This is a genomic window from Maribacter sp. Asnod2-G09, assembly GCF_045063795.1.
Taxonomy (GTDB): domain Bacteria; phylum Bacteroidota; class Bacteroidia; order Flavobacteriales; family Flavobacteriaceae; genus Maribacter.
Map to the genome: position 1 here is coordinate 1,578,873 of NZ_JBEFOA010000005.1, position 24,129 is coordinate 1,603,001.

The 24,129-nt window shown below is 34.7% G+C and carries 29 protein-coding genes; 5 read left to right on the forward strand and 24 right to left on the reverse strand.

Annotation, left to right across the window (positions count from 1 at the left end; genetic code table 11):
• Positions 1–10 precede the first annotated feature (10 nt).
• From ACJJVT_RS18815 to ACJJVT_RS18865, 11 genes are all read right to left on the reverse strand, one after another.
• Positions 11–1,207: a glutamate-5-semialdehyde dehydrogenase gene (locus tag ACJJVT_RS18815; protein ID WP_405400784.1), complete on the reverse strand. Its 1,197-nt coding sequence runs from the start codon at positions 1,205–1,207 to the stop codon at positions 11–13.
• Positions 1,204–2,328 (reverse strand): aspartate aminotransferase family protein, encoded by a 1,125-nt coding sequence (locus ACJJVT_RS18820; RefSeq protein WP_405400786.1) that lies wholly within the window; start codon positions 2,326–2,328, stop codon positions 1,204–1,206. The genes ACJJVT_RS18815 and ACJJVT_RS18820 overlap by 4 nt, the downstream gene beginning before the upstream one ends.
• 48 nt (positions 2,329–2,376) lie before the next feature.
• Entirely contained in the window at positions 2,377–3,171 is a 795-nt protein-coding gene (gene proC, locus ACJJVT_RS18825; RefSeq protein WP_405400788.1) for a pyrroline-5-carboxylate reductase, read from the reverse strand.
• A 49-nt stretch (positions 3,172–3,220) separates the two neighbouring features.
• Complete coding sequence (gene argC, locus ACJJVT_RS18830; protein WP_405400789.1) at positions 3,221–4,195, reverse strand: N-acetyl-gamma-glutamyl-phosphate reductase; 975 nt, start codon at positions 4,193–4,195, stop codon at positions 3,221–3,223.
• A complete protein-coding gene (locus ACJJVT_RS18835) occupies positions 4,188–5,378 on the reverse strand; it encodes an argininosuccinate synthase (protein WP_405400791.1) in 1,191 nt (396 codons plus the stop codon). Before ACJJVT_RS18835 ends, argC begins: the two co-directional genes overlap by 8 nt.
• Positions 5,379–5,508: 130 nt before the next feature.
• Positions 5,509–6,123, reverse strand: a complete 615-nt coding sequence (locus ACJJVT_RS18840; RefSeq protein WP_405400793.1) for a GNAT family N-acetyltransferase — start codon at positions 6,121–6,123, stop codon at positions 5,509–5,511.
• Positions 6,124–6,359: 236 nt separating this feature from the next.
• A complete protein-coding gene (locus tag ACJJVT_RS18845; protein WP_405400795.1) occupies positions 6,360–7,679 on the reverse strand; it encodes a mannosyltransferase in 1,320 nt (439 codons plus the stop codon).
• Positions 7,680–7,757: 78 nt separating this feature from the next.
• Positions 7,758–8,540 carry an agmatinase gene (gene speB, locus ACJJVT_RS18850; protein ID WP_405400796.1) on the reverse strand — a complete coding sequence of 261 codons (783 nt, stop codon included), beginning with the start codon at positions 8,538–8,540 and terminating at the stop codon, positions 7,758–7,760.
• A gap of 27 nt (positions 8,541–8,567) precedes the next feature.
• Positions 8,568–8,945 carry a nuclear transport factor 2 family protein gene (locus ACJJVT_RS18855; RefSeq protein WP_405400797.1) on the reverse strand — a complete coding sequence of 126 codons (378 nt, stop codon included), beginning with the start codon at positions 8,943–8,945 and terminating at the stop codon, positions 8,568–8,570.
• A 10-nt stretch (positions 8,946–8,955) separates the two neighbouring features.
• Positions 8,956–9,501, reverse strand: a complete 546-nt coding sequence (locus tag ACJJVT_RS18860; protein WP_405400799.1) for a hypothetical protein — start codon at positions 9,499–9,501, stop codon at positions 8,956–8,958.
• A 36-nt stretch (positions 9,502–9,537) separates the two neighbouring features.
• Positions 9,538–10,413 (reverse strand): AraC family transcriptional regulator, encoded by an 876-nt coding sequence (locus ACJJVT_RS18865; RefSeq protein ID WP_405400800.1) that lies wholly within the window; start codon positions 10,411–10,413, stop codon positions 9,538–9,540.
• Positions 10,414–10,504: 91 nt separating this feature from the next.
• On the opposite strand from ACJJVT_RS18865, the gene ACJJVT_RS18870 reads away from it, so the two are divergent.
• A complete protein-coding gene (locus ACJJVT_RS18870; RefSeq protein ID WP_133688221.1) occupies positions 10,505–10,855 on the forward strand; it encodes a DUF983 domain-containing protein in 351 nt (116 codons plus the stop codon).
• Here the strand turns inward: ACJJVT_RS18870 and ACJJVT_RS18875 are convergent.
• On the reverse strand, positions 10,852–11,742 hold the full coding sequence (locus ACJJVT_RS18875; RefSeq protein ID WP_405400802.1) for a LysR family transcriptional regulator: 891 nt from the start codon (positions 11,740–11,742) through the stop codon (positions 10,852–10,854). The two genes, ACJJVT_RS18870 and ACJJVT_RS18875, sit on opposite strands and share 4 nt — an antisense overlap.
• A 99-nt stretch (positions 11,743–11,841) precedes the next feature.
• On the opposite strand from ACJJVT_RS18875, the gene ACJJVT_RS18880 reads away from it, so the two are divergent.
• From ACJJVT_RS18880 to ACJJVT_RS18895, 4 genes are all read left to right on the forward strand, one after another.
• Positions 11,842–12,465 carry a LysE family translocator gene (locus ACJJVT_RS18880; RefSeq protein ID WP_405400803.1) on the forward strand — a complete coding sequence of 208 codons (624 nt, stop codon included), beginning with the start codon at positions 11,842–11,844 and terminating at the stop codon, positions 12,463–12,465.
• A gap of 317 nt (positions 12,466–12,782) precedes the next feature.
• The gene (locus ACJJVT_RS18885) at positions 12,783–14,585 is read left to right on the forward strand and encodes a DUF885 domain-containing protein (RefSeq protein ID WP_405400805.1); all 1,803 of its coding nucleotides are present in this window, start codon (positions 12,783–12,785) and stop codon (positions 14,583–14,585) included.
• A 78-nt stretch (positions 14,586–14,663) separates the two neighbouring features.
• Complete coding sequence (locus ACJJVT_RS18890) at positions 14,664–15,335, forward strand: class I SAM-dependent methyltransferase (protein WP_405400806.1); 672 nt, start codon at positions 14,664–14,666, stop codon at positions 15,333–15,335.
• 99 nt (positions 15,336–15,434) lie between these two features.
• Positions 15,435–15,851: a hypothetical protein gene (locus tag ACJJVT_RS18895; protein WP_405400807.1), complete on the forward strand. Its 417-nt coding sequence runs from the start codon at positions 15,435–15,437 to the stop codon at positions 15,849–15,851.
• A gap of 95 nt (positions 15,852–15,946) precedes the next feature.
• Here ACJJVT_RS18895 and ACJJVT_RS18900 read toward each other — a convergent pair whose 3' ends face one another.
• The 12 genes from ACJJVT_RS18900 to ACJJVT_RS18955 form a co-directional block, all read right to left on the reverse strand.
• On the reverse strand, positions 15,947–16,162 hold the full coding sequence (locus ACJJVT_RS18900) for a hypothetical protein (RefSeq protein ID WP_405400808.1): 216 nt from the start codon (positions 16,160–16,162) through the stop codon (positions 15,947–15,949).
• 11 nt (positions 16,163–16,173) lie between these two features.
• Positions 16,174–16,788 (reverse strand): hypothetical protein, encoded by a 615-nt coding sequence (locus ACJJVT_RS18905; protein ID WP_405400809.1) that lies wholly within the window; start codon positions 16,786–16,788, stop codon positions 16,174–16,176.
• Positions 16,778–17,839, reverse strand: a complete 1,062-nt coding sequence (locus tag ACJJVT_RS18910; RefSeq protein ID WP_405400810.1) for a YHYH protein — start codon at positions 17,837–17,839, stop codon at positions 16,778–16,780. The genes ACJJVT_RS18905 and ACJJVT_RS18910 overlap by 11 nt, the downstream gene beginning before the upstream one ends.
• 165 nt (positions 17,840–18,004) lie before the next feature.
• Entirely contained in the window at positions 18,005–18,865 is an 861-nt protein-coding gene (locus tag ACJJVT_RS18915; RefSeq protein WP_405400811.1) for an SDR family oxidoreductase, read from the reverse strand.
• A 50-nt stretch (positions 18,866–18,915) separates the two neighbouring features.
• Entirely contained in the window at positions 18,916–19,467 is a 552-nt protein-coding gene (locus ACJJVT_RS18920) for a TetR/AcrR family transcriptional regulator (RefSeq protein WP_405400812.1), read from the reverse strand.
• A 299-nt stretch (positions 19,468–19,766) separates the two neighbouring features.
• On the reverse strand, positions 19,767–20,126 hold the full coding sequence (locus ACJJVT_RS18925; protein ID WP_405400813.1) for a hypothetical protein: 360 nt from the start codon (positions 20,124–20,126) through the stop codon (positions 19,767–19,769).
• 9 nt (positions 20,127–20,135) lie between these two features.
• The gene (locus ACJJVT_RS18930) at positions 20,136–20,735 is read right to left on the reverse strand and encodes a hypothetical protein (RefSeq protein ID WP_405400814.1); all 600 of its coding nucleotides are present in this window, start codon (positions 20,733–20,735) and stop codon (positions 20,136–20,138) included.
• A 15-nt stretch (positions 20,736–20,750) separates the two neighbouring features.
• Positions 20,751–21,419, reverse strand: a complete 669-nt coding sequence (locus ACJJVT_RS18935; RefSeq protein WP_405400815.1) for an SMI1/KNR4 family protein — start codon at positions 21,417–21,419, stop codon at positions 20,751–20,753.
• Between the two features lie 146 nt (positions 21,420–21,565).
• On the reverse strand, positions 21,566–22,192 hold the full coding sequence (locus ACJJVT_RS18940; RefSeq protein WP_405400816.1) for a hypothetical protein: 627 nt from the start codon (positions 22,190–22,192) through the stop codon (positions 21,566–21,568).
• Between the two features lie 123 nt (positions 22,193–22,315).
• Positions 22,316–22,888: an SMI1/KNR4 family protein gene (locus tag ACJJVT_RS18945; protein WP_405400817.1), complete on the reverse strand. Its 573-nt coding sequence runs from the start codon at positions 22,886–22,888 to the stop codon at positions 22,316–22,318.
• Positions 22,889–23,096: 208 nt separating this feature from the next.
• Complete coding sequence (locus ACJJVT_RS18950; RefSeq protein ID WP_405400818.1) at positions 23,097–23,366, reverse strand: hypothetical protein; 270 nt, start codon at positions 23,364–23,366, stop codon at positions 23,097–23,099.
• 50 nt (positions 23,367–23,416) lie between these two features.
• The gene (locus ACJJVT_RS18955) at positions 23,417–24,076 is read right to left on the reverse strand and encodes a hypothetical protein (protein ID WP_405400819.1); all 660 of its coding nucleotides are present in this window, start codon (positions 24,074–24,076) and stop codon (positions 23,417–23,419) included.
• Positions 24,077–24,129: the final 53 nt, after the last annotated feature.

The window sequence follows — 24,129 nt, forward strand, 5'->3', positions numbered from 1 at the left end:
TAACTCCTAACTATCTAATCTGTCCATTCCCTTTTACGTACCATTTATTGGTCACTAGGTGTTGCAGCCCAATTGGTCCCCGTTGGTGTAATTTATCGGTACTGATAGCTAGTTCACCACCTAAACCAAATTGTCCGCCATCAGTAAAACGGGTAGATGCATTGTGGTATACAGCCGCAGTATCTACTGATTGCATAAAAGTATCTGCCTCTTCTTCATCTTTTGTGATGATAGCAGCTGAATGTCCGCCACCGTAGGTATTGATAAATTGTATAGCCTCATCAACATCGGGCACTTGCCCAATAACAATTTTATAATCTAGAAATTCTTCATGCCAAACAGCTTCATCTTCCATCTGCGAAGTACCTTCTAATCCGGCTAGTTTGGCATCGGTCAAAATTTCTACATTGTGCTTTTTAAGGGTTTTGACCAAATGATTTAGAAACTCCATTTTACGGGGTAAGTCTCTTGAGATAATCACTTTGTCAACTGCATTGCATGCCGATATTTTTGTGGTCTTAGCATTGACAATTACGTCTAAAGCCATTTGTAAATCTGCTTCATGAGAAACATATACAAAGTTGTTTCCACGACCGCTAACAATTACTGGGCATTGCGCATGTTGTTTTACAAATGCAATTAATTTTTCTCCACCACGCGGTACAATTAAATCTAGTTTTTGAGTTGGTTTTTCAAGAAACTGCTGCGTTTCTGTTCTTGAATAATTCAAGTACGTAATCCAATCTTCAGAACAGTCACAAGATTCTAAAGCTTTATGCCACAAATTGACCAAAACCAAGTTTGAGTTCAACGATTCTTTACCACCTTTTAATAATATTTTATTTCCAGATTTAAAAGCAATACCGGCAGCTTCAATAGTTACGTCTGGTCTAGATTCATAAATGATCATGATAGTGCCGAACGGAGCTGTTTTGTTGCTAATTTCTAATCCGTTGTCATGCGTAAATTGAATACGTTCTACATGCAAAGGGTCTGGTAGCGCGGCTAATTTTTTTAAGGAAGAAACCATTTCTCTAACCTTATCTTTATTCACCTTTAAGCGATCAATCATTGCTATGTCGGCAGATTCGAAAGAATTTAAATCTTTCTCATTTGCAGATATTAAAATTGATTCTTCTTGTTGAACCAATTCTGCCATACGTTTTAGAACGGCATTTCTTTTTTCTAAGCTGAGTGTTTTTATCATGATAAAGCAGTCTTAAGAGCGGTGAAAAACACGTCTAAATCTTGTTTTGTAATGTTTAATGCGGGTAAAATTCTAAGTACCGTTTTGTCTTTGGCGCCACCGGTAAAAAGGTGGTGCTCGTAAATTAATTTTTTGCGAAGATCAGCCACCTGAAAATCGAACTCCAGCCCAAGCATTAGTCCCCTACCTTTTACGCGTTTTACTTGCGGAATTTCTTTTGCCTTCTCATTGAAATAAACTCCCAGTTCTTCGGCATTGGTGATTAAGTTTTCTTTCTCAATAACTTCTAAAACTGCCATTGTAGCTACACATGCCAAGTGGTTTCCCCCAAAAGTAGTACCTAACATTCCGTATTTCGCTTTTATACTTTCGTGAATAAGAACGCCACCAACAGGAAATCCGTTACCCATTCCTTTGGCAATACTAATAATATCAGGTTGTATATTATGATGTTGAAATCCGAAGAATTTACCACTTCTACCGAATCCGCATTGCACCTCATCAGCAATTAATAAGGCATCATTTTCTTTACATAGCAAAGCCACTTGTTGTAAAAATTCTGTTGTCGGTTCATCCAATCCGCCTACGCCTTGTATCGATTCTATGATTACGCCGCAGACATTCTTTGAAATCTCTCTTTCAAAACCTTTGATATCGTTGAGGTCAAGAAATACCACCTCATGCTGCTGATTAAGTTCAGCATTGATAGACGGATTGTCGGTTGCCGCTACTGCGGCAGAAGTACGCCCGTGAAATCCGTTATTGAAAGCGATAACTTTAGATTTTCCGGTAACAAAAGATGCCATTTTAAGTGCATTCTCATTTGCCTCAGCACCAGAATTACACAGAAATAAGTTGTAATCTTCACAGCCGGAAGCGACACCTAATTTTTCGGCTAATTCTACTTGAAGCGGATTCTGAACGGCGTTGCTGTAAAATCCGATTTTATCTAATTGGTCTTTTAAACGTTGTACATAATGTGGATGTGAATGACCAATTGAAATTACAGCATGACCGCCATAAAAATCTAAATAATCTTGACCTTTGTCATCGGTTACTACAATGCCTTTTGCAGAAACGGGAGTAACATTATATAGTGGGTAAACATCGAATAATTTCATAATTCAAAAGGATTCAAGTTCGTTAAGAACTGATTTGATGATAGACTTTTATTTGGTTTTAAATTCGGTAATCTTATCGTACGATGCGATAATACCGCGTATTAACGATGAGCTTAAACCTTGGTGTTCCATTTCATTTAAGCCGGTAATTGTACAGCCCATTGGCGTGGTCACTCGGTCAATCTCTTCTTCGGGATGATTACCTGAATCTATTAATAGACTTGCAGCACCATTACAAGTATGCATTGCTAGTTCTTGTGCTTCTTTAGCATCGAAGCCTAATTGAATGGCACCTTGGGTAGTGGCGCGAATAAGGCGCATCCAAAACGCTACGCCACTTGCACAAATAACTGTTGCGGCTTGCATTTGGTTTTCAGGTATTTCCATAGAATGACCCATTCTATTGAAGATAGCTTTTGTTAAATCGATACGTTTTTTACCTTTTTCATTACTACAGATACACGTCATAGATTTACCTACAGAAATGGCTGTATTGGGCATACTTCTAACAATGTAATTGTCTTTGCCGATAACTGCTTCTATTTTTTCAATTCCGAAACCGGTTATTGTAGATATAATTACATGATTTTCGGTCAATAAATCTTTTACGCTTTCTAAGATGGCAGCAAAATGAACAGGTTGTACCGCAAAGATTAAGATATCTGAATTTTGAACCGCCAAACGGTTATCGTTGGTAACCGTAACCTTATCAAATTTCTCAAAGTGGGCAATAGCATTTGTGTCTCTTTTAGTAAGGTACATGCTAGTGGCACCATTACTTTTTAGAATTCCGTTTGCAATAGAAAGTCCTAAATTCCCTGCACCTATAATGGCTATTTTCATGTTTTATTTTTTACTTGTACTAAATGCATAGCACTTTTTATTTTTATATCTAAAAGACACCTGCCTTTAGGTTCAAACCTAGATTTTCTTCTAATCCGAATATTAAATTCATGTTCTGTACCGCTTGTCCAGATGCTCCTTTCAACAAATTATCAATGGCAGAAGTAATCAGCAATACATCTTCATGTTTGTGTAGATGAATGTGACACTGATTAGTATTTACAACCTGCTTTAGATTAATGGGCTCTTCGGAAATTTGGGTAAAAACAGCATCCTTATAAAATTCCTGATATATTTTCTTGGCATCCGCTAAAGTGCCATCAAATTTGGTATATGATGTAGCTAAAATTCCACGCGTGAAATTCCCCCTGTTCGGAATAAAAAATAAGTTGCCCGTATTCTCTTGAAGTGAATGCAAACTCTCGTTAATTTCACCTAAATGTTGATGGGTAAAAGGCTTGTACCAGCTTACATTATTATTTCTCCATGAAAAGTGAGAAGTTGCAGACGGACTAACACCTGCTCCTGTACTGCCAGTTACGGCATTTATATGTACTTCATTTTCCAGTAGATTTGCTTTTGCTAATGGCAGCAACGCTAGTTGAATAGCAGTGGCAAAACAACCAGGGTTGGCGATGTATTTTGCGTTCTCTATGTTGCTTTTGTTCAATTCAGGTAATCCGTATACAAAGTGCTTTCCTTCAAAATCAGCATCGGCATCAAGTCTGAAATCATTACTTAAATCGATGATAATAGTATCTGTAGAAAAGCTATGTTCCTTTAAAAAAGCCGTAGAGTTACCATGACCTAAACATAGAAAAACAACATTCACATCTAAATTCACATCACCTGTAAATTCAAGGTTTGTAGTACCTAGTAAATCTGGGTGTGTCGTAGTTACCTTTTTACCTGCTCTAGTAGTACTGAAAACAAAATCTATTTCCGTTGCCGGATGGTTCAATAGAATTCGAATAAGTTCCCCACCTGTATATCCAGAACCGCCAATAATACCTGCTTTAATCATTGTTTCCGTTTACATGGTTATATATCTTTCCTGAATTAGAAAGTATTTTTATAAAGCCCTTAGCATCATCTGCAGTCCAACCTTTATTGACTTCACCGTATTTGCCAAAGGCATCTGTCATTAAATCATGTTTAGATGAAATACCATGTAATCTAAATTGAAAAGGGTATAAGCCAACGAATACATCGCCAGAAACTGTTTTTTGGGTATCTGTCAAGAAAGTTTCTATATTTCTCATTACAGGATCTAGGTAGTTACCTTCATGCAATAACATACCGTAGAAATTACCTTGTTGTTCTTTTTGATATTGTTGCCATTTTGTAAGCGTATGCTTTTCTAATAGGTGGTGTGCTTTTATGATGATTAATGAAGCAGGAGCTTCAAAACCAACTCTTCCCTTAGTGCCTATAATAGTATCGCCCACATGGATATCTCTACCAATAGCATATTTGGAGGCTAACGCTTCTAACTTTTCAATATTAACAACGGGAGTATCTTTTATTCCATCAATAGCAATCAGCTCACCTTTTTCGAAAGTCAGTTTTACATCCGTGGGGTTCTTTTCTTGTAACTGGCTTGGGTAAGCACTATCTGGCAAGGCTTTATCTGAAGTTAAAGTTTCTTCGCCACCTACAGATGTTCCCCATAGACCTTTGTTGATAGAGTATTTAGCTTTCTCCCAAGGGTAATCGACTCCGTTTTCTTTTAGGTATGCAATCTCTTCTTCTCTTGCTAATTTATTATCTCTAATAGGAGTGATGATTTCAATTTCTGGTGCAATGATTTGAAAAATCATATCGAAACGAACTTGGTCATTTCCTGCACCTGTACTACCGTGAGCGATGTAACCTGCACCTACTTTTTTAGCATAGTTTACAATCTCAATAGCTTGTACAATACGTTCTGCACTTACAGAAAGTGGGTAGGTATTATTTTTTAGTACATTACCAAAAATAAGGTACTTCACTACTTTATCATAAAAGGTCTGTACGGCATCGATTGATGTATATGAAGTGGCGCCTAATTCAATCGCTTTTTTTTCGATTTCTTTTATTTCATCCGAAGAAAATCCGCCAGTATTTACACTTACTGCATGAACTTCAAATCCTTTGTCTTTTGATAAATGTTTAGCGCAATAAGATGTATCTAATCCGCCGCTGTATGCTAGTACTAATTTTTTCATTATAATATGTTCAAATCCCGTAGTGCTGGGTAATTATTTTTTTTTTTGATAGAGGTTCTTAGACGAGAATTGAGAAAATAGATTTAAAATTTTCAGCATTCAGTTCGTTTTTTTTAAATCTCTATATTCCTTATTTCTTTTTAAGAAACAAACTCTCTTTAATACTTTTTAATCTTGTAAAAGCTTTGCCGTTCATTTCTTTTGACTCTTCGGTTTTTTTCTTAGTAGTACCATCATAGAGCATACCTGTACATAAGCACATTTTCTGCTCGGTTCTTGTAAGAATATCAAAGTTTTTGCAGGTTTGACAACCTTTCCAGAATTCTGGGTCATCTGTAAGTTCAGAGAATGTTACAGGTTTATAACCAAGGTCATTATTGATTTTCATAACTGCCAAACCGGTAGTAATTCCAAATATTTTAGCATCAGGAAATTTCTCTCTACTAAGATCAAAAATTTTAGCTTTTATTTTCTTGGCAAGTCCCTGACCTCTGTAGTCTGGGTGTACTATGAGTCCGGAGTTGGCAACAAATTTCTCGTGCCCCCAAATCTCAATATAACAGAACCCTGCAAATTTTTCTCCGTCCAAAGCTAAAATAGCATTGCCGTTAGAAAGTTTTCTTTGAATATATTCAGGGGTACGTTTTGCAATACCAGTTCCACGAACTTTAGCAGAATCGGCTATAGTATCGCAAATATCCTGAGCGTATTTAAAATGTGATTCGTTAGCAACAATTAAGTTCATTGCCAGTTAGATTTAAATGTGTAAAAAAAGTTTTGATTTGTTGTGCGGAAATGGACTCACCTAATTCCATAATTATATCTTACCCTTACGGGCGACGACGGCGAGATGTGAACGGGCGCGCTAGAGCCAATGGGCTCACGGTGCTATATAAAAAGTAGTTTATTTCGTTCATTACGGGGTAAATGTACAAATTATATTTATTTGACATCACACATCGCATAATTTTTACAAAAACTTCACTTTTTGTTATTATGTGCAATAATTTCATAAATAATGAAGCTGTACACTGAAATATACTCAATAGCAAGAAGCCAGAGGTTTTCTTTAAAATCTGCCTGAGAATAAGCGAAGTAGCTCAGTACAATAGCGGCAGACCAAATGATAGCATATCTATACGTGGTAAAAATAGAAAGTAACACCAGAAAAATGGCGTACCATGGGTGTACCGTCGTAGACATAAAGTAATAGATAGTTAAAACCCACATCATCGACCAGAGTACCCTGTTTAGATCATATCTTTTTGGTAAAAATGTAAATAGACCAACGGTGGCTATGGTAAGTAACGGGGTAATTTTGCCGTATTCTTTAATAAACTCCCACGGTTTTGCATCAAAATGGATGGCAGTTTTTTTAGCGATATTATAGATGCTAGCATTGAATTCAAAATTTGAAAACCAAAGCTTCAGGGTTTTAGAATAGTTGTCAATAAACTCTGGGGTATTGAATGGTAGAAAAAGAACAATAGACGTTATGCCGATGATAGCATAGAAAATGATACTTTTTTTCCATCCTAAGTACTTAAAGAAAAGTGGTAAGAATAATAGCGGTACGAGTTTTATTGAAATAGAACAAGCTATAACTATACCTGCGGTTTTCCATTTATCTATTGATAAAAGAAACATAGCTAGAATGAAGAAAAATAGCATAACACCTTCGAAATGAAGATTGCCGGTAAGCTCTACAATTACAAGCGGATTTAAAAAGTACCAGAATATTAAATGCGGAGATCTATTTAGGTTTTTTAGCAGTTTTCTGCCGAAATAAAATATACCAATATCGGCAAGAATAATTATCGCCCTCATAACTACTAACGAGCCGAACATACTTTTGCCGCCGATAAGCGCTGCTAGGGCGAATAACAGTTGATTTAAAGGTGGGTAATTACTATAGTGGCGTGCACTTAAACTGCCCATACCTTCATAAAGAGTATTGGCATTTGGTATCATAGATACCATGTTTTCCATTAATTGGTCTGGGGTGTGTAAATAGGGGTTGGCACCGCTAGACACCAAATGACCGTCCCAAATAAAACGGTAAAAATCTTGAGACAGATTAGGTTCTATACATAGAAAAATAAGCCTAAAAATTACTCCTATGCCAAGTAGAAATCTAAAGTTGAGTTTTTCGAACTGTATAAGTTTAAAACAGAAAAAGAAAAGTGCAACAAAGAGCGTAAGTAGCTTTATGAAATCTGTTCGCTGCAAGTGATATGCAAAGGTGTAATAGAATACAAAACTCAATACCGCCAATATCAAGGAAACCCTATGGAGTTTCATAAAATTTTTAAAGGAAAACGGCATTAGGGGTTTGGGTTTAGTAAAAGGTCAATTTAATGGTTTTTATTGAAATATGTTTTAACGTTCCATCATTTTACCAATAAGTTCTTTCATCATTTTTGCTGCCAAATAAGCGGTCATGTCATGAAAATCGCGATCAGGGTTGTATTCCACGATATCGGCACCTACTACTTCGGTATCAATACTATGAATTAAATCTAAAACTTGACGCGATGAGAGTCCGCCTGGCTCATGATGAGAAACTCCCGGTGCAAAGGCTGGGTCAAAGCCGTCCATATCTAAAGAAATATACAGTGGATTCTCAAATTTCGGAATATTATTTAGGTCTAGGTTCCGCATTTCATGAACATCTACATTGTACTTTTTTGCTTGTGCAGCCTGATGCGGATTCAAAGTTCTTATACCAACTTGAACCAATTTTACGGCAAAACCATTTTCCATAATACGAGCAAAAGGGCATGCGTGAGAATATGGGTCGCCCTCATAATCATGGTACAGATCTGCATGGGCATCGATATGTAGAATGTCTAGTTTTGGGTAATACTCATCAAAGGCTTTTATAATAGGAAAAGTAACCGAATGATCACCACCTAATGAAAGTAGCTTAGCACCAGATTCAATATTCTTTCTCGTAATATCAGTAATGTCAAAATACTCATTTATGGTAAAATCACCTTTATCGGTTACGGTATCGTTTTCAATTGAAACTCCAAATTCGGTACATAGGTTCATCGAATCGCTGTACAATGCTTTTCTGATTAAGTTAGGAGCCTTCGCCGGACCTTGTTGAAAAGAGGACTTGGCGTCCCAGTTTATACCTTGAATATTGATGTTTTGCATGAGTGTTGTTGTTAGTTGATATTAAAATTAATACATGGTATTAGGGTTTTCAGACTTTTCGGGTATTTGCTGAATAGAATCCCAGTGTTCGCAAATTTTACCGTTGTCGTCAAACCTAAAAAAATCCATAGTAATATATTGGTCATTACCAGGCCATGTTTGGTGCGTGTGTAAGGCAACAAGGTTGCCTTCTGCAATACTGCGCACAAATTCAATAGATTTTTGTGGGTATTCTTCTTGCATGCGTTCAAAGTAATCGATGAAGCCTTGTGTGCCGTTCGCTACTGCTGGGTTGTGCTGAATATATTCGTTACCTACATATTTCTCTATAGCCAATTTTGGTTGTCCTAAATAAGCTGTTTTGTAAAAAGCAATGGCATTTTCTTTATTTTTCTGTAAGTCCATAATTTGAAATTTAGTCCTTTAAGATTTCAGTAATCGGAAGTTTAAATTTTTTATACTCATTAGGTAGGTCAACAAAAGCCTCATTAGTAAAGCTAAATGTACTGCCTCCGTCAAAAATCCAATAATTACCTTCTAATTTACCGTTTTCGCTAGTGGTATGCTCTCTTGGAACATTATTAATTGAATATTGATTTTTCTCTTTGTTATACCAAATACCCAGGGCACGTAAATCATTTTCATCAGTATAATTTAAAGAAATACGTGGTGCTATGGCTCCTTCAATATTTACAATAGTTACATTTTTATTGGTGAAATTTTCTAACTCTTTAGCCCACGGCAGTTTGTTTTCTTTCCAATTTGCTAATTGCTCCCATTGTGCCAAGGTCAGTGCGGTATCTTTTTCTGTTTGTATGATGGTAAAAAGATGTTCTTGTACAATCTCAATTTTATGGTCTTCTGGATAAATGGTTACGGTGTTTTTGTCTGCCGCAATTTTACTTTCTTCAATACCAAAGAATGATGCTAAGAGAAAGAATATGATTTTTATTTGTTCCATTTATAGTTCGTTAGTATTAATTAAAGTTAAATTGATTTAGTGAAAATACATTTTTCTAAATTCCATTGGGGTCATTCCGATTTTAGATTTGAAGAATTTTGAAAAATAAGCATAATCAGAAAACTCAAGTGTATTTGCAATACCAGCTAAATTGTCGCTAGAATGTACAATTAATCTTTTTGCTTCAAGTAATATGCGTTCAGAGATTAATTGACTGGTGGTTTTGTTAATGGTTTTTTGGACCACTCTGTTCAAGTGTTTTGTAGTGATATTTAGTTGCGACGCGTAAAATTTAGGTAGCTTCTGACTGTAAAAATGGATATTGATTAACGTTTCTAGTTGCTCTAGTATCTGAGCATAACTAGTGGATCCCAATTTTTCTATGGTAACATCTGCGGTATAAACACGAGTCAGTTCTATATAAATGTAATTGATAAGATTCGTGATTTTAGCTTCACGAAGGATATTGTTTTCTCGGTATTCTTTATAAAGTTCGGTAAAGTGAATTGAGATATCCACTAGTTTTTCTGTGGATAGTTGTAGAAATGGCGGATTCTGATTTGAATAGTAAAACGGAAAAGAGCTCAAGGTATGGTCTAAATACTTTAGTTCATAAAACTCTTGCGAATGAAAGAAAATGAACCCTTCGGGCTTTGTATCGAACTTCCAGAAATGTATTTGACCCGGTTTTAAGAAAAAAACCATACCAGGTTCAATGGTGTAGCTGTTAAAATCAATTTCATGGGTGCCGGTACCTTTGGTAAATAGAACGCACAAGTAGAAATTATGGCTGTGTGGTCTATTAATCAAATTTTGGTTAAGTACAATATGAGTAGCAAAAGAGTTGACGTACAGGCTGTCTAAAGGCTTTTTATCTAAGAATTGTTGAATATTTAAAGCGGGTATTTTCATAACAATGTCTTAAAAGTACAAATAATGGAGCGAATAATATAACTGAATCAAGAAGTTTGTGTCTTAATTTTGCAGTATTATAATCGTAGTTATGAGCAAAGTTGTAGATGTATTAAAGTGCAAGTGTCCTAAGTGCAGAAAAGGAGACGTTTTTAGCGAGGGCGGAAATATATTTTTGTTTAAAATGCCTAAAATGAACCCGAGGTGTACCGAATGCGATTTCAAGTTCGAAAAAGAGACGGGTTTCTTTTTTGGTGCTATGTTCGTGAGTTATGCATTATCGGTAGCGCAAATGATCATAAGCTTAGTACTCTTCTGGCACTTTGTAGATTTGTCACCTGTTAGGGTGTATGCTATAATAGCATGTGTAGCAATTTTGTTGAGCACCTTAAACTTTAGACTGTCTCGGTCAATATGGATTTATATTTTCTACAAGAATTAATTTATTAGTTGATTCTGGTAATTAATATTTTTTGCAAGTTCGATTACTTTCTGTGTAGTTCTATTAGGGTCACTTTTTCTCCAGTTTATAAACAGATCAATTTCTTCGTTTAGTTTAATAAACCGCACATTTTGTGCTTTTGAGAAAGTGTAAGAGTACGGTAAAATCGAAATACCAAGCTCTTGGGCAACGAGATTTAAAATCATTCCGCCAAAATCAGATTCAATAATGGTTTTAGGTTCAAATCCGTTTTTGTTAAATAAATCTCTTAAAAGAGACGGAAAGTAGGTACTTCTGTGGAGTCCTGAAATAATAAATTTTTCATCCTTCAGGTCATTAAAATTACCAAAATTTTTTTCGGTTAGCCAATGGTTGGTAGGTACTACAATGCAAATGGATTCAGAAAACAGTTTATGAGAGGTAATATGCGTGTTCTTTATTTCGTCTCTATTAAAAGCGATATCAGTTTCGTATTCTAATAACAATTTCTCGTGATTTTCATCGGTAGGCTCGGTCAGTTCTAATTTTAGATCGGGCAGCGTAGTGTTCAATTTTTCTAAAAAAGGGGGTAAATAGCTAAATGCAATGGATCCTGGGTAAGATATAGACAAGAACCCAGAGGTGCCCTGATCTATTTTTTTTGCCTGTTTATGAATATGGTCAAGCTCATTTATGGTAGTTGACCATTTTTTTTGTAAAAACTTACCGGCATCGGTCAATTTTACATTCCTTTTATCTCGCTCAAATAATTGAACATTCAGCTCATCTTCTAGCGCTTTTATTTGCCTAGTTAATGTCGATTGAGAAATAAAAATCTTCTCGGCAGTCTTCCAGAAATGAAGTTCGTTAGCAAGATTTAAAAAATACTTGATTTGTTGTATCGTCATAATTAATGCGTTTTTTGCATTAGTTGATCAAAAATATGTATTTTTTGAGAGGGTGTGAAATCTTTCCTTTGTCCTTTGGTTTTAAAAAATTATAAAACTATGGGTATAGAAAATTTTATCACATTCATGATTACGGCATTATTATTCGTCATGACACCTGGTTTAGATACCATTTTTATATTAAACAAGTCAATTGGTCAAGGTAGAAAATCGGGAGTGTATGCTTCGTTAGGCATAAATACAGGGGTAATAACGCATACGTTACTCGCTGCATTGGGTCTATCGGTAGTACTGGCAAGTTCACCTTATGCCTTTTTGATCATTAAGTATGCAGGTGCTTTTTATCTATTTTTTCTAGGCATCACTTCTTTAAGAAAAAGGGGCGGATCATTTCAAATACAAGAAGAAATTAATGGTATTCAAAATTCAAAAAAAGATTTTTTATCTGGTTTTTTGACAAATACATTAAATCCGAAAGTTGCATTATTCTTTATAGCATTCTTTCCGCAGTTTATCACTCCTACGCAAATTAATAATCCTGTGCCATATTTGCTTTTGGGTTTTACTTATGCCTTGATCGGTATTGCATGGTGTATTCTAATAGCGTTATTCGCAAGTGGGTTTTCTTTGAAAATAAAGAATAATCCCAATGCAGGTATTTGGTTGAATAAGATTGGTGCTGTAGTGTTTATTATAATGGGTTTGAAAATAGCATTTACGTAGTTGCAATAGCATATAATCACTACCATTATCTGGGTATAACTGTCTAGATAAAACCATGAATAGGGAAATTTGTACGCAAACCAATTTTATGTTTTCAGGTTACGGTAGTGATTTTTTATTAAGATGAATGATGTGTTGTTATTAAAACGAGGTAAAGATTTCAATAACTGATTTTTAGAGATGGGGTGTGTGGATGGTGATCTAATATTAAGTCTAAATTCATGGCAAATTGATTATCTTTAAATCTTCCCCAGCTGCTGTTCAATAGTAGCTTATAACAGCAGAATTATAACAAACTAAATCTAAAATCAATTTTCATGAAAAAAATTATTTCTACGAGCATTGCAACTAGCTTTTCTATTGCTTTTTTGTTGCTATCTTCTTGTAAAGAAGAACCAAAGGTTGAGGTAGATCAAACGGTAGCATTGAACAAATGGTTCGATGATAAGTACGAAGAGCAACTACAGATGAGTCCGTTAGGGTTGACCGCTCAAGGTCGAAAAGATCAATATGATAAAATTGATGATTTAAGTAAGGCAGCTGAAGAAAAAGAGTTGGCGTGGTACGCAGAAGCTACCAACGAATTGAAAGAGAAATTCGATTACGATAAGCTAAACGACGCCGATAAAACGTCTTACGATTTATGGGTTTATCAATACGAAACATTAAAAGAAGGTGCCAAGTTTGAGAATTTAGATTACGTTTTTGACCAAATGCGCGGTATGCATACGCGTTTACCAAGTTATTTGATCAATTTTCATAAGGTCGATAGTCTGTCAGATATGAACGCTTATATCTCTAGGGTAAAAGAAGCATCTAGAGGTATTGATCAATTGGTGGTAAGAGCAAAAGAACAAGCTACGGCAGGTAATCTTCCTCCAAAATTTGCATTTACTACGGTTATCGCTCAAACCAAATCATTAAGCGATGGTAATCCGTTATTAAATGATATGAATGCTAAAATTGATGCCCTTGTTGCATCAGAAGAGATAACGGCAGAAGAAGCAACTTCACTTAAAGAGCAATCTGAACAGGTACTTAATGATTATTTTAAACCATCGTATGAAAAGCTATTAGCTTGGCTAGAAACTGAAATAGATAATGCCGAAGAAAGTCCAACGGGAGTAAGCCGTCATGAGAACGGTAAAGACTTTTATAACTACAGATTAAAGGTCTTTACAACTACCGGAATGACAGCCGATGAGATCCATGAAATCGGACTCCAAGAAGTGGCTAGAATTAAGGGGGAAATGATGGCAATTAAAGAAAAAGTAGGCTTTGATGGCGATTTAAATGCTTTTTTCAAATTTGTAAATACAGACCCACAATTCTTTTTTCCAAATACAGACGAAGGCAGACAGGGGTATTTAGATGAGTCGACAAAGTATCTAGATGATCTAACGAAGAAGTTACCAGACTACTTTGGTATTTTACCAAAAGCAAAGTTGCAGGTAAAAAGGGTTGAGGCATTTCGTGAGCAAGATGGTGCGCCACAGCACTATTCTGCGGGTACACCAGACGGTTCTAGAAAAGGTACGTATTATGTGCATTTATCTGATATGAATGCGATGCCGAAAACTACGATGGAAGGTGTTGCGTATCATGAAGGTAGCCCAGGGCACCACATGCAAATTTCTATAGCACAAGAATTAGAGGCGGTACCTAAGTTTAGAACTCAAGCAGGTTTTAGTGTCTACAGCGAAGGTTGGGGCTTATACTCAGAAGCATTAGCAAAAGAAATGGGCGGATACCAGAATCCGTATTACGATTTTGGTCGTTTGGTAAATGAAATTTGGAGAGCTATTCGTTTGGTAGTAGATACAGGTTTACATGCAAAAGGATGGACAGAAGCCGATGCAATCAAATATTTCACAGAGAATTCTTCTATTTCTCAAGGTGCTATTGTAGCAGAGGTTCAGCGTTATATGGTAATGCCAGGGCAAGCAACCTCTTATAAAATAGGAATGCTTAAAATTCAAGAATTGCGTAAAATGGCGGAGACCGAGTTAGGCGATAAATTTGATATTAAGGGCTTTCATGATACTATTCTTGGTGGCGGTGCTTTACCTTTAAATTTATTAGAGCGCAGGGTAAAAGCTTGGATAGCAACCCAGAAATAATAAGAATTTATCTATTTAAAGTATATTAACACGCCATAAACGAATGTTTATGGCGTGTTTTTTTTAATAGGAGTCCCGGTGGATAAAAAAGAAAATATATCGAAACGAAATAAAAAACCATGGCCTACCAAAGATGCCATGCAGCAGGTCTATGAAAAGAATCTGTGGGGTAGTGGTACTTCAGATTTTTACTCGGGTGAAGGATCACATAAGCCAGAAATTGTAAAACCTTATATCGATACATTAATTACTTTTTTAACATCCTTCGAAAACCCTATTTCAGTGTGCGATTTAGGATGCGGAGATTTTAATGTAGGTAAAGAATTGGTGCAGTACACCAAAAACTATATAGCTGTAGATATTGTTCCAGAACTGATGGAGCGCAACAGCGAGAAATTTCAAGTTTCAAATTTAGAATTTCAATGTTTAGATATCGCCAAGGACGCACTGCCTAATGCAGATTGTGCTATTGTTAGACAAGTATTGCAGCATATCTCTAATGATGAGATAAAGCAAGTGGTGGCTAAGTTAGCTAGCTATGAATATGTAATAGTTACAGAACATCTGCCTAAAGGTAATTTTACGCCCAATAAAGATATTATCTCAGGTCAAGGCACTCGTTTAAAAAAGCAGAGTGGTATCAATCTTTTGTTGGCACCATTTAGTTTTAAGATGCTTGAAGAGCGCGTATTGCTGTCTGTTACTGATGAAAACGGCTTAATTGTAACCACTTTGTATCGTTGTAGGTAAAACTTGTTTTTAAGCATATTTTTTTTCAATCCTGATAAATATCATAGTATACATTAGCGGTGTAATCTAGCTTTGTTGGTATCATAAAAACAAACGTAGATGAGCAAAGTAGAAATAAATCAAGGAGAAATAAAAGTAAAATTTAATGAACCAACTTCAGGTAAATTATCTTTTGAAGAATTAGGAATTTCTAATGAAGGTGCAACGTTAGAAGGCGGATTACTTCGTTTAGTTTTTGATTTAGAAGGTATTGGTGAGCATGATTATTACCAAGTACCAACTTTAGAATTGTTTTACGAAGAGAATATGTCTGAAACCCATTGGGTATGTGAGTTCAACGGAAAAACTATTCTAGATAAATTAGATCACTACGGTCATTCAACCATATTATTGTTGAATAGAGATGTGTTGAGTAAACTAGAGCAGCATCATGAAAATGTGTTGATCGTTCATGCTGAGTTTCCGCAACCGGCAAAATTAAATTTGAAAGAATCTTCTATTCGTTTATTTAAGTAAACGGGAATATATTTTTTAAGAAGAGGATAGCGAAAGGTTTGTTTGTTTTACAGTGGTAGTTCATAATAAGCAGACCATTTAGATTGTTGTTTAGTTCACAGGTCATTTTCGCTATCCTTCTTTTTTACAGCCTCTTGCTGCATATATCCGAGAGCCCAAATAAGGATTCCTGTCCAGAAAAATAGCTGATTGAATTGGGTAATATCAGGTATGGGATCTTCTCCAAAAACACCCATTTCCATAAATTGAAAGACTAGCCCTACTACAACGATGGCTAAAGCAATATAGATTGCTGTGTTTGGTTTTTTCATTAGTGATATTTTTATTTTTTAGATAAAAAGAGAAGTAGACCTCCAATTATTAAGGTAATAAGATAAGGTAAATACTTCAAGGATGTATGGTCACTTTTAGCTGTTGGCACAATCCAATCTTCATCTTCTAAAATAATGCTTAGTTCGTGTTTGTTATCGCGCTGTAAAGTGAATTTTTCTTTTGGAAATCCATCCAATAAAAATATAACTACAGTTTGACTATTGTGTAGGTCTTTGAACATTTTATTTTTCAAATGAATGGATGTAATTTCTGTTGTTATGCCAGTAATTTCGGTAATTATTTTGGTTTCATGACCTAAAAGTACTTTTAGATTCTTAAACTTAATGGTGTCATTGTTATTTAGAATTAAAGAGAATCTAGACTTGAAGAGCTGAAGTACGAGGTCTTGAAATTCTTCGGGAGATGTATAAGCTCCTTCACCGTTTACATAATTTACTTCTTGCTGAAAAGCCGTTAAAGAACTGGTTATTTGTAAAACAATTTGCCCGTTTTCGGTTTTAGAGATGATGATACTAGAAAAATCAGGACTATGGGCAAGTGCTGTAGTGCTGACCCATAGAAAACTGAAAAGTAAAAATTTTAGCGCAGTGTTTTTATAAAGCATATTCACCACGTAAGCCGTCAATAAAATTATTGTTTCCGGCTTGATCTACATGATAATGGTATCCTCTAATTTCATCGTAATGACCACGAGATTCATCTAAATCTTCATATGATTTTCCTTCCGCATTAGTGTTTCCGAAGATTCCGTATCCATCGAAAGCATAGCCGATCATAGCGGCGTGATTGTCTGACTGTTCAATTTTTTTAGAAACTCCTGTTGCTGCATGGTAATGGTAGCCAGCGTTTAAATTTATATGTCCGCCTGCATCATCAAAAGGAGCAATGGTATATGCACCTAGAATATTATCTACAGGTGCCGGAGCGTTAAAAATAACACCGTTAAAAGCCAAACCTCTATCCGATGGCATAGTAGAACCGCCATCAGGTCTGTCATGACCTTCAGGTCCGCCATTTGGTGGTGGTCCCGGTCTTTCATGTCCGTCATCTGGTCCGCCTCCAGGAGGAGGTCCGCCACCAGGTCCATTAGAAAAAGCATATGGTTTAGCCGCTTTTTTAGGAGTAACAGGTATGTAATAAGTATGCGTTATTTCACCCAAATATGATGGTAAACATTCTACACAAAAATTCTCATATTCTTCGCCAACATTAGGGTTTGCGGCATCTTCACATTCTTGTTTTGAACTTGTTTTAGTAATCGCACCAGTTTCGCTGTTATACATCATCCAGGTATCATCATCATAAAAGGTACTTAGGTTTTTTACAAAAGTACCATCTACATCATATACTTTGCCGTCTTCTAACCAAATACCACCGGCAGATGCATCATCAGAAATATTATTAGGACACCAAGGGCCCATTTCGTGATCAGTAGGGGTTGAGGTCACCACAATTTTAAAACAATCGGCAGTAGAGCCATCAGAAAGTTCTCTACTTACAATAGATATGGGCTCAGCAAATCCGCCAGAAAGAAAATGATCTTTTTTTACCGAAATGGTTACTTCGTCAGTATTAGCTGTCGATTTTGTGTCTTTGCACGCTGTAAAAACGAATAGCAATACAGGTATCGCTAAAATCTTAAAATGATTTTTCATTGTAACTCCCTTCTTGTGGTTAGTACCTTAAAGTTAAGCACTTTGCATCTTTTGGCGTTTATTGTAGCAACTTATCTGTCAGAAAAGAGATTGATTTATATTATTACTAGTGAATAGCACTTTAAATTTTGTAATACTATAAATCAGACATGTTTTGATGTTCTATTATAAAAAAGTCTTGCTAATTTGTTGCACCAGTTTAGTGCCATCTGGATCTGCTTTTGTTTTTAAGTTACAAAAGTCTTCTGCCCATTTAGAAGTACGAATACGCAATGGTGGCTGTTCATTTTGTGCTACTTCTAAGGCAACTGTGGCTACTTCTAAACCAGTCTGGTAAACTTGTTCTTTACTTTCTTGTGCCCTTTTTTGATTCCCGGCCATATATCTTTCAAAAATCGGAAGGTATTCACCAGTTGCGAACTCACCATCGACAGCGGTTTTACCAATAGCAGAAGTCATAAATTCAGTTGAAATTCCGCCAGGTTCAATACAGGTAAATTTAATATTAAAGGCGCCGCCTACATAAGTAGCAAGACCTTCCATAAAACCTTCAACGGCAAATTTTGCACCACAATACAGTTCGTTAAAAGGCTGACCAACCAAGCCACCAACGGAAGTAGTGGATATGATCTGACCAGATTTTTGCTTTCTCATATAAGGTAATACCGCTTGTGTACAGAAAACTACACCTAAATAGTTGACATCGGTAACCCATCTAATTTCAGCCTCTGTGCTTTGTTCAGTTGTTTTTGCAAAACCGGCACCGGCATTATTATAAAGCACATCTATTTTACCATCTTTTTCAATAATAGTCTTAACAGCGGCATTAATAGAATCAATTTTTGTTACATCTAAAGAAAGAATCTCAATATCTAGGATTTCTTCTGCAATTCGTTTCTCTAATTCAACAGCTTTTTTAAGATTACGCATACTAGCGTATACTTTAAAATTATTTTTAGCAAATAAGATGGCGCTTTCAAAACCTACGCCTGTTGATGTTCCTGTAATTAATACGTTTTTTTTCATAATTATAATTTTACTGGAGTGAATGTTCATTCCAATTATTAGACAAATTTTTATGCTTTAATTCCGTCCCAAACCAATTGTACTTGATTTTTAAGGGATGATTTTTTAATTTCAGACTGATTAAAATACCATCTTAAATACGATACCACCGCACCACCAATAAACATCAATAACTCATCAACTTCAATAGCTTTGATAATACGTTCTTGTTTTCCTTTAACTAATAAATCTTTTACCGGATTGATGGCTTTTGCACCCTCTGTTCGTATTTCTTCTGTAATAATGGGCGAAGCCTGTAACTGCTCCATAAACTTAAAACTCTCTGAATTTTCAATAAAAAAGTCAATTATAGCGGTAAAATAAGTCTCAAATTGAGTTTTTATAGGTTGATCGACATCGAATTCCAGAAAGATTTCTTTTTCTTTATTCTTGATGCTGATGTAAATTTCATTGATTAGAATATCTTTGTTTGGGAAGTAATTATAAATAGTTCCCATACCAGTGCCGGCAGCTTTCGCAATAGCCGACATCGGGGTATTGTGTACTCCATTTTCGGTAAGTAATTTAAGTGCAGATGATAATATGGCTTCTTTCTTATTCACGAAGCAAAGATATGCAATGTTGGAATGATTATTCCAAAATTATTAATTTTATTTTGATTTTGATTTTTTCTTGCTAATTAAAACTAATAGGGCAACCAACAAGTTCCAGATGAAAAAATAAATCCAAATATTGTTAGCAAACGCTGTGCGGCAAGGAGGGCAAGTGTAACCAGACATACAGGGTTCGCATAGAATTAGATATGGGTCAATTAAAAACCTTATTAAAAGCAAGATGTTTCCAATAACCCAAAGGGTAATAATGCGATTCTTATTTTTCATTTTGATCTGAATTTTAATTTTTAATAAAATTCAATCTCACAAGCAAATAAACTAAATTGCCTACCATCAGATAATTCAATATTCCCGTCAATTATTTTACCGGTAATAAGATTTAATTTTTTTGCGCCTAAAGTAATTTCTTTACGCCAGCCTTCAATATCTCCTTTATATGATAATGCATGAAATAATTCTCCGATAGGTAATGTTAGCCTGCAGTTTTCAGAAATGATGCCGCCATGTTTAGCGATTTCAAATTGTGAAGTGATTAGGTCAAACAAACCGTTTTTGTTATTTGTAAAATTGTCATTTCCATTATCACTGATGTATTTAACCTCTCTACCTTCAATTATTGTTTCTCCAGGAATTAATCGTTTATTCATACTTCTTTTTTAACACTGCCATAAAAATTTGCTTGTATTGCCTTTTCGACAATCGAATAAATAGCCGACACCAGCGCCGCCAAAGTTCATGGCTGTTTTGTGGTCAGGACCTTCTTCTAATTGAGCTACGAACCTCATTTTTTCGTCACAACAGTCGCAGTTTGGTGTTTCATCATTTTGAATCCAATCTGGTTCACCATATAAAGCACCTAATATATCTCTAGGGCTTTCTTCGCATTTTTCTCGTGCTTCATCATAACTATCGGCTTCAATTTCAAATATGGTAGCACTATATGCTGTATTTCTTGTTGTATTTGTTTCTGTTTCCGGATTAAAATATTCAAGATTTTCATCTGCGATAACAAGCACTTTATTTCCGCCTTCATTAGCATCCCATTCATCGCACATACCTGGGTCGTTTTGGCACATAAAAATTAATTCTAACCCAATGTCTGTTTTTATTTTTCCTTGATATTCCATTTCAGAACTACAGGTTTCACATTTTGGCCATTTAATATCTTGATCTACCCCTTTTACTGGGAGTCCACCAAAATTGGTGCTATTAGGTTGCTTTTCTTTTGAAGGTGTGTTTATTAATAATTTTATCATGGTTAAAATTGATTGTTATTTTATGAATTGTTGATACCAATTAAAAAATTCATCTTCTGAAGTTTCACTATCCATTGTCGCAGGATGTTTTACAATTTCTAAAGCCGTCTTCGGAATGTTTTGATGAAATGTTTCTTGAACCCATTTTTGGAATTCTAGATTTGGTTTTACGATAAATTCTTCGCCATTTTCATTGGGTGGATATGGAAAATTTTCATCCCAACATATTTCATCATAGCCAATAGCTAAAAGTCGTATAAAATCAATCATATTATCAGCTAAAACACATGATAACATTGAGCCAGATCCCGAACCCATATGAACAATTTTTAATTCGTTCTGATTATTTAACCAAAGGGCAGATTCAGAACCTTCAGCACCGCTTTGAGCAAAAACACATAATCTAGCGTTGATTTCTTCATTGTCTTCACCACCGAACCAATATTTTAAATTTTCTGTTCCACCTGCTGCAAATTCAATTTCAGTACCACCTTCTCTTTCGGTATCGGTCCAGCTTTCTTTTAACTTTTTTTCTGGGTATAGAAAACCAATTCTATATCCATTTTTATTGTCAACATACAGGTTGTTGTTTTCAATCCATTCATATAAAAGATATAACTCTTTGGGTATGGTCATACCTTCTGGGAGTACCTTTTCTAATTGAGTTATTAATTTATTTGTCATGTGACGGATTTGTTTTTAATAAAATTCATTAATTGGGAAACTATTAATGTTGCTAAACCTAATTTTATGTACAGCTAGACTTAAAATTCTGGGCAAGAGCCAATTATTTTTTTATTTTCAAATTTAAATCAAGCTTAAAGAAGCTATTAAACCTTTAAAATGTTTGAACCATTCTCGCCGATTATTTGAAATAATTTATCGTTTTTATATTCAATTAAATAAGAAAAATTATGGTCAGGTACATTGCTGATTCCGTCTATCGTATCAATTGTTTCATTTATGTAATCTATTCTTTTAGATATTTTAATTTCTATTAATTGATCATTCGAGTATATATAATGTTCTGTAAATGCACCGTATATACTTGCTTGTGTTTTATCTACTATCTTATTATTTTGGATAGAAAAAATGGTAAGTCCCCTTAATTCTTGGTCATCTTCATCAATAGAAACACTTATTATTTTAATCTTGTTGCTTTGATCATATGAAAATACAGACATTCCTGTTAATACGTTACCGTTCCAGTTTTTTAATGTGACTAACTTATTCTTGTGATATACCGCCTCTGTTATTATTGCTGTTTTAGGTTTTTCTTCAGATATATCAGTAAAGGACAAGTTACCTCTTGAGCGTTCAATATGTAAAGGAGTAAAATCAAACATCGCATTAGAAGACCATTTTGAATTTTCACCTTCTATTGGTTGTAGAATTAATTCTTCTGATTCAACTTTTTTATATGTCTTAAAAAAATCTAATTGTATTTGATCTAGCATTTATGATTTTTATTGTTCGTTTACGAATAGGTAAAAACAAGTTAACATATTTAAAAACACACAGACCTTTGCTTTAAAATATATTTTGATGAAATTGGCAATGAAACATGATATAAGAGGTCTTTATATCCAATCATCTTTAAAAATTATGATAGGTTCATCTTCTTCAGTTTCATAATCTTTACTTTCTAGTTTATGCATTAGTATTTCGCTAAATTCAAGAAACGAATCTGCTAAAACAATAGTATTGTCTTCGTAATCCATGCCTGAAAATAGTTGAAAAACTTGGCCAGATACACCATTTTCACCAGGGTTCATATCTAAAATTAAATAGCTAGAACCTTCACTTGCGATAGGAAGCCATTTTTTGTCCCATTGTTTTGGTTGTATTTTATTTTCAGAGATCGAAGCTATAGGTTCTTCATCTGCCCATAATTCATTTTGCATTTTTACTATTTCAAGTATTTCTTTTACAGGAATAAAGGCATAATAACTAAAGGGTTGAATTTCAAAGTTATTATGGTTTTGGCCATTATATACTCTTAAATAGGTAATAAACTCATTCGGAATTTTTTGATTAAAATGAGAGTTTAGAAAATTTATTTCAGAATCTGTGGCGGGTCGGTTGAAAGAGTTGCCTGATTTATGATCAATTGAATTTATTTTAAATTGAATACTGTTCCATATGTTTTTCATTCGATATATTTTTATTAATTAAATGACAATGGGGTTGATTTTAATAAGTAATTCAGGCAAAGTAATTCTTTAGTTCCTCTCGACATTAGTAATCCCTTTTTGCCGCCTCAATGTTTCTTTTTGGCAGCTTTAGCTATCCTGAATTTTTTTGTAGAATCTTTAAGCGTTAGTTTAAGGTCAGAAATTTCCACAAATAGTAAATGTTTTTCTATGTAGTATTTACTTTTTCTTTGAACCATTTCAATTCTGTTTCATCCATAAATTCTATTTTTTTGGTTCTAATAAATTCTATTAGTTTATTTATTTTTTTATCATCGTATGTAGTCAAAAAAGTGAGAATATGAACAAGTTCAGGTTTACTGCCGCCGACATATATCACATTCGTTTTTCTTTTTTTAGAAAGTATATTTTTTGCTCTTTTGATTAATAGGTCAATAACACTTTCATCTCCTAATTCACAAAGTACCTGAGTAATCATAGACTTAACATCATTATTTCGGTTGGTCTGAAAAATTTCAATAAAGAATTCTAATTTTTTGTACCGCTAATTTCTCTCACTGCATTTATGGCTGAATTTACAGTAAAAGCCTTGCTATTATTTATAGCGATTTCTTTTATTTGTGGAATTGATTTTACGGTACCGTGTTTGGCTAACACTCTGCAAATGGAGCTTAGTTCATGTGGCTTTTTCTGATTTTTCTCTATTAAGTCTAAGCAAACACCTTCTATTCTATTAGAATATGATTTATCTAGTTTCTTCAATAACCCTAAAGCACTTAATTTGATTTGCCAATCTTTGTCCTTAATTAATTCAAACAGGTATTCTTTCTCGTTTATAATTTCAAGTTCTGAATCATTTAAAGAAGACAAGGCAACATCGCGAACCCACCTAGTTTTTTCTTGTTTTATAAATGTAATGATATAATCTGCTATTGAATTTTCTTTGTTTTTATCAGCTAACGGTATTAAAACGTGAATGATATTTATTTTCTCTATGGTTACCTTTTCTTTATTTAAACGTTCTTTTAATGGACTAATCCATTTAGGATCAGAGAGCTTCTTTGATTCAATTCTTGCCTTCCAAGAAACCGTTAAGTTAGACTGATATGTAACCCCTTCAGGTAGTGTTAGACCAGGTCTCAAATCATTGTTTTCTAACCTTTCAAATAAATCGTCTAAATAATTCATAGTATATTTCTGTTGCATTTTCAATTACAAGAACGTCTTAATTATTTTTACAG

Excerpts from the sequence above, each read along its gene's own strand:
- ACJJVT_RS18855 (WP_405400797.1), bottom strand. The coding sequence starts at position 8,945 with ATGGACTTACAGAAAAATAAAGAAAATGCCATTGCTTTTTACAAAACA.
- ACJJVT_RS18880 (WP_405400803.1), top strand. The coding sequence starts at position 11,842 with ATGGGTATAGAAAATTTTATCACATTCATGATTACGGCATTATTATTC.
- argC (WP_405400789.1), bottom strand. The coding sequence starts at position 4,195 with ATGATTAAAGCAGGTATTATTGGCGGTTCTGGATATACAGGTGGGGAA.
- ACJJVT_RS18865 (WP_405400800.1), bottom strand. The coding sequence starts at position 10,413 with ATGAAAATACCCGCTTTAAATATTCAACAATTCTTAGATAAAAAGCCT.
- ACJJVT_RS18915 (WP_405400811.1), bottom strand. The coding sequence starts at position 18,865 with ATGAAAAAAAACGTATTAATTACAGGAACATCAACAGGCGTAGGTTTT.
- ACJJVT_RS18870 (WP_133688221.1), top strand. The coding sequence starts at position 10,505 with ATGAGCAAAGTTGTAGATGTATTAAAGTGCAAGTGTCCTAAGTGCAGA.
- ACJJVT_RS18820 (WP_405400786.1), bottom strand. The coding sequence starts at position 2,328 with ATGAAATTATTCGATGTTTACCCACTATATAATGTTACTCCCGTTTCT.
- ACJJVT_RS18945 (WP_405400817.1), bottom strand. The coding sequence starts at position 22,888 with ATGAAAAACATATGGAACAGTATTCAATTTAAAATAAATTCAATTGAT.
- ACJJVT_RS18900 (WP_405400808.1), bottom strand. The coding sequence starts at position 16,162 with ATGAAAAAACCAAACACAGCAATCTATATTGCTTTAGCCATCGTTGTA.
- ACJJVT_RS18895 (WP_405400807.1), top strand. The coding sequence starts at position 15,435 with ATGAGCAAAGTAGAAATAAATCAAGGAGAAATAAAAGTAAAATTTAAT.
- ACJJVT_RS18935 (WP_405400815.1), bottom strand. The coding sequence starts at position 21,419 with ATGACAAATAAATTAATAACTCAATTAGAAAAGGTACTCCCAGAAGGT.
- ACJJVT_RS18925 (WP_405400813.1), bottom strand. The coding sequence starts at position 20,126 with ATGAATAAACGATTAATTCCTGGAGAAACAATAATTGAAGGTAGAGAG.
- ACJJVT_RS18910 (WP_405400810.1), bottom strand. The coding sequence starts at position 17,839 with ATGAAAAATCATTTTAAGATTTTAGCGATACCTGTATTGCTATTCGTT.
- ACJJVT_RS18875 (WP_405400802.1), bottom strand. The coding sequence starts at position 11,742 with ATGACGATACAACAAATCAAGTATTTTTTAAATCTTGCTAACGAACTT.
- ACJJVT_RS18885 (WP_405400805.1), top strand. The coding sequence starts at position 12,783 with ATGAAAAAAATTATTTCTACGAGCATTGCAACTAGCTTTTCTATTGCT.
- speB (WP_405400796.1), bottom strand. The coding sequence starts at position 8,540 with ATGCAAAACATCAATATTCAAGGTATAAACTGGGACGCCAAGTCCTCT.
- ACJJVT_RS18860 (WP_405400799.1), bottom strand. The coding sequence starts at position 9,501 with ATGGAACAAATAAAAATCATATTCTTTCTCTTAGCATCATTCTTTGGT.
- ACJJVT_RS18905 (WP_405400809.1), bottom strand. The coding sequence starts at position 16,788 with ATGCTTTATAAAAACACTGCGCTAAAATTTTTACTTTTCAGTTTTCTA.
- ACJJVT_RS18955 (WP_405400819.1), bottom strand. The coding sequence starts at position 24,076 with ATGAATTATTTAGACGATTTATTTGAAAGGTTAGAAAACAATGATTTG.
- ACJJVT_RS18815 (WP_405400784.1), bottom strand. The coding sequence starts at position 1,207 with ATGATAAAAACACTCAGCTTAGAAAAAAGAAATGCCGTTCTAAAACGT.
- ACJJVT_RS18845 (WP_405400795.1), bottom strand. The coding sequence starts at position 7,679 with ATGAAACTCCATAGGGTTTCCTTGATATTGGCGGTATTGAGTTTTGTA.
- ACJJVT_RS18840 (WP_405400793.1), bottom strand. The coding sequence starts at position 6,123 with ATGAACTTAATTGTTGCTAACGAATCACATTTTAAATACGCTCAGGAT.
- ACJJVT_RS18950 (WP_405400818.1), bottom strand. The coding sequence starts at position 23,366 with ATGATTACTCAGGTACTTTGTGAATTAGGAGATGAAAGTGTTATTGAC.
- ACJJVT_RS18940 (WP_405400816.1), bottom strand. The coding sequence starts at position 22,192 with ATGCTAGATCAAATACAATTAGATTTTTTTAAGACATATAAAAAAGTT.
- ACJJVT_RS18835 (WP_405400791.1), bottom strand. The coding sequence starts at position 5,378 with ATGAAAAAATTAGTACTAGCATACAGCGGCGGATTAGATACATCTTAT.
- proC (WP_405400788.1), bottom strand. The coding sequence starts at position 3,171 with ATGAAAATAGCCATTATAGGTGCAGGGAATTTAGGACTTTCTATTGCA.
- ACJJVT_RS18930 (WP_405400814.1), bottom strand. The coding sequence starts at position 20,735 with ATGATAAAATTATTAATAAACACACCTTCAAAAGAAAAGCAACCTAAT.